The following is a 3,763-nucleotide window of genomic DNA, read 5'->3' on the forward strand; positions in this document are numbered from 1 at the left end:
CAGGGATGCAACATCCTCGATGCGCAGCAATTCGATGATCTGGATACTCAGCAGTTCTTCATGCGGGTGGTGTTCGACGCGATAGACAGCGCGACGCAACTGGTACTCGAGGACATCAAGGCTGGATTCGCCGATGTTGCCCATCGGTACGGCATGGAGTGGTCGCTGCGTCCGCAGGACCAGCGCAAGCGCGTAATGCTGCTCGTGTCCGGCTATGACCATTGCCTGCGCGACCTGCTTTACCGCAGCCGAATCGGCGAGCTGCCGATGGAGATATCGGCCGTTGTCGCCAACCATCCCCAGGAGCGATACGCCGCGGTTGATCTGCAGGGCATAGCGTTTCACTACCTGCCAGTGACCCGGGATAACAAGTCCCAGCAGGAAGAGAAACTGCTTGCCTTGATCGAGTCCACCAGGACCGACCTAGTTGTGCTCGCTCGCTACATGCAGATCCTCTCCGATGACCTCTCGCGCAAGCTGGATGGGCGCTGCATCAACATCCATCACAGCTTCCTGCCGGGATTCAAGGGCGCGCGTCCCTATCACCAGGCCCATGAGCGTGGCGTGAAGCTGATTGGCGCGACCTCGCACTTCGTCACCGCCGACCTGGACGAGGGCCCGATCATCGAGCAAGACGTCGAGCGCATTTCCCACCGCGATAGCGCGGAAGATCTCGTACGTAAGGGGCGTGACATCGAACGACGCGTCCTGGCCAGGGCAGTGCGCGCCTATCTGGAAGACCGCGTCATTCCGAACGGTCGCAAAACCATCGTGTTCGAAGGCTGACGCCTGGCCACGCATAACAACAATTCGTTGAAGTAACCGAGGTAAAGACATGCTCCCCAAGAATTTCAGAAAGACTCCAGAGGGCTATTTCACGTCCCGTTGGGGGCAGCCTGAGTACACGGACTGGCTCGACGAGAGCATGTCCTGGAAGGACCACTGCTACATCGGTGATTGGTCGTTCCTTTGGCAGCGGCGTTACCGTGGACCGGACGTGTTGAAGCTTTTCTCCGATACCTCCATCAACAGCTTCGCCAAGTTCGACATCATGCAGTCCAAGCATGTCACCCACTGCAATCGTGATGGCAAGGTGATCCATGAGGGTATCCTCAGCCGCTGGGGGGAGGATGACTTCATGCTCTTCGGTCGCGGCGGCTTCCTCATGGACTTCCACCTACGCAAGGGTGATTACAACGTCAGCTCGGAGGTTGTCGAAGGGTTCAAATTCCAGGTTGCTGGGCCCAAGGCTGCCGCATTGATCGAGAAGCTGACAGGCGTGGCCCTGGCGGACATCAAGTTCATGCACTCGCAAGTGGTGAAGATTGCCGGGCATGAGGTCTACGCGCTGCGACAGGGCATGTCCGGGGAGCCTGGTGTGGAGCTGCAAGGTCCTGCCGAACATGCTGCCGAGGTGTATGAGGCAGTGGTGCGAGCCGGCGAAGCGTTCGGGATTCGCAAGCTGGGTGGTCGAGCTGCCTTCATCAACCACCTGGAAGCCTGTTTCCCCACTATCGTGACCGACTACCTGCCGGCGATCTTCAGCGAGGACATGGCTGAGTATCGCGCCGAATTCGAAGCGTCTCTGCCGGCGTTCGCCTCGACCTTCAACGTTGCCGGCAGCTTCGAGGCTGATGATGTCAGCGCCTGGTACCGCAGCCCTGTCGAGCTCGGTTGGGGGCGCAACATCAAGTTCGATCACGACTTCATCGGCCGCGAGGCCCTGGAAAAGGAAGTGGCCAACCCACGCCGGGTGATTCGCACCCTGGTGTGGAATCCCGATGATGTGCTCAAGGTATTCGCATCCCTGTTCCAGAAGGGCGAGCACTACGCCTTCATGGAGATGCCCCGGGATCAGCGCGGTTTCATGTATGCCGACAAGGTGCTGGTGAACGGCCGTGAGGTCGGCGTTTCCACCTCTCGTGGCTACAGCTACTTCTTCCGCGAGATGCTCTCGCTGTGCACCCTGGACATCGCCCAGGCAGAAGTAGGTACTGAAGTCACGGTTATCTGGGGCAATCCGGGCGAGCCGCAACTGCCCATCCGCGCCACTGTCCAGCCCGCACCGTACAAAACCGACAACCGCCGCAGCTGAGTCGGCAAGGCCCTGGGTCTCAGGGCCTGCTTCATCTGTAAGACCCGGAGAAACAATGTCCGCATTCCTGATCGACGGAAAAGCCGAAGCCCGGCAACTGCGTGAACGCCTTGCGCGGGACGTGAGCGCGTTCGCTACTCGACACGGTCGCGCGCCCGGCCTGGCAGTCATCCTCGTGGGGACCGATCCTGCCAGCGAGGTGTATGTACGCAACAAGGTGCTGCAGACGGAAGAGGTAGGTATGCACTCGTTCGAGTACCGCATGCCCGCCGACGCCACGGAGGAGCGTCTGCTCGCACAGATCGACACCCTCAATCTTGATGACCGCGTTGACGGCATACTGGTGCAGCTGCCCCTGCCCGCAGGCATCGATGTCACCCGGGTCATCGAGCGCATTGACCCAGCAAAGGATGTTGATGGCTTCACCATCACTAATGCCGGTCGCCTGGCAACTGGGCTGGATGCCCTGGTGCCGTGCACGCCGACGGGAGTGATGTTCTTGTTGAGGAACCTGCATCCCACTCTTGTTGGCATGAACGCGCTGGTGATTGGCGCGTCCAACATCGTTGGCAAGCCCATGGCACGGCTGCTACTGCAGGAACGCTGCACCGTGACGATCGCTCACAGCAAGACCGTGGATCTTGAGGCAAGGTGCCGGCAGGCCGATATTCTGGTCGTGGCCACCGGCGTTCCCCAAATGATTCCCGGCGATTGGGTAAAACCCGGAGCCACGGTCATTGATGTCGGTATCAGCCGCATCAAGCAGGAGAACGGAACCACCAAGCTGGTGGGCGACGTTCACTTCGAAAGTGCAGTTGAGCGTGCCGGAGCGATTACGCCTGTACCTGGTGGAGTGGGGCCGATGACGATCGCTTGCTTGCTGGCCAATACGCTGAGTGCAGCACAGCGACGTGCGGAAGTTCAGAGCCATCTTTGATGGTACGGCCGAAGGTGCAGCCTGTGGGAGTTGGCGATCTCAAGGGTAAAGTTTTCTTAGCTAAATGACCGGCCGTTATGGACTGATTCTGTTGAAAAAGGCGGTTCTGCGGCAGCCAGTCGGCCAGGCGCGCCAGCGTTCGAAGTGGCTGCAAGCCACTTCACATTGCCTTTCGGCCTTTCACTGAGCGTCCGGGCTCAGGTTTGTGGGTTAATTCGAGGGTTTCCGCTCGCCACAGGCGTACCTATCCCGTAAGCGGTGGCCCGTGAGGCATGAGCTTGGCCATGCGTCGCAGGTTTTGCACCGTCGCGGCCAAGGTGAATTCGTCGGTGGCGCCGGTCAGGCCACGCAGCCGTAAACGGTCGAGTTTCATGATCCGTTTGAGGTGGGCGAAGAGCATCTCCACCTTCTTGCGCTCGCAGCGAGAGACGAGGTACTCCGGTGTCTTGGCGATGCGTCGCGCTACGTCGCGAGCAGCCTCATGGATACTGCGGACGATCTTCCGATTCGGCGTATTGGGACAGCACTTGGCTTTCAGCGGGCAGGTGGCGCAGTCGGCTTGGCTGGAGCGGTAGATGATGGTGTTGGCCTTGGTCACCCGCGTTCTCTGTTGGGTGAAGGCGCGCCATTCACTGCGTAGCGGTTTGCCGGCTGGGCAGAGGTATTCCTTGGCCTCCTGATTCCAGTGAAAGTCGTTGCTGGAGAGACTGTCGTCCTTGCGCTCGGTCTTG

The 3,763-nt window shown here is 59.8% G+C and carries 4 protein-coding genes; 3 read left to right on the plus strand and 1 reads right to left on the minus strand.

All coding sequences use genetic code 11. The features are described 5' to 3' along the window. The 3 genes from purU to folD all read left to right on the plus strand — a co-directional run. On the plus strand, positions 1 to 786 hold a 786-nt coding region (purU, locus tag E8E75_RS12305), incomplete at its 5' end, for a formyltetrahydrofolate deformylase (protein WP_280358953.1). A gap of 49 nt (positions 787 to 835) precedes the next feature. Further along, positions 836 to 2,095 carry an aminomethyl transferase family protein gene (locus E8E75_RS12310; protein ID WP_179057973.1) on the plus strand — a complete coding sequence of 420 codons (1,260 nt, stop codon included), beginning with the start codon at positions 836 to 838 and terminating at the stop codon, positions 2,093 to 2,095. A 55-nt stretch (positions 2,096 to 2,150) separates the two neighbouring features. Beyond that, on the plus strand, positions 2,151 to 3,032 hold the full coding sequence (gene folD / locus E8E75_RS12315; protein ID WP_280358964.1) for a bifunctional methylenetetrahydrofolate dehydrogenase/methenyltetrahydrofolate cyclohydrolase FolD: 882 nt from the start codon (positions 2,151 to 2,153) through the stop codon (positions 3,030 to 3,032). Between the two features lie 244 nt (positions 3,033 to 3,276). Here folD and E8E75_RS12320 read toward each other — a convergent pair. After that, on the minus strand, positions 3,277 to 3,763 hold a 487-nt coding region (locus E8E75_RS12320; protein ID WP_280358967.1), incomplete at its 5' end, for a transposase.

It is taken from the genome of Pseudomonas sp. BN606, from assembly GCF_029873115.1.
Classification (GTDB): domain Bacteria; phylum Pseudomonadota; class Gammaproteobacteria; order Pseudomonadales; family Pseudomonadaceae; genus Metapseudomonas.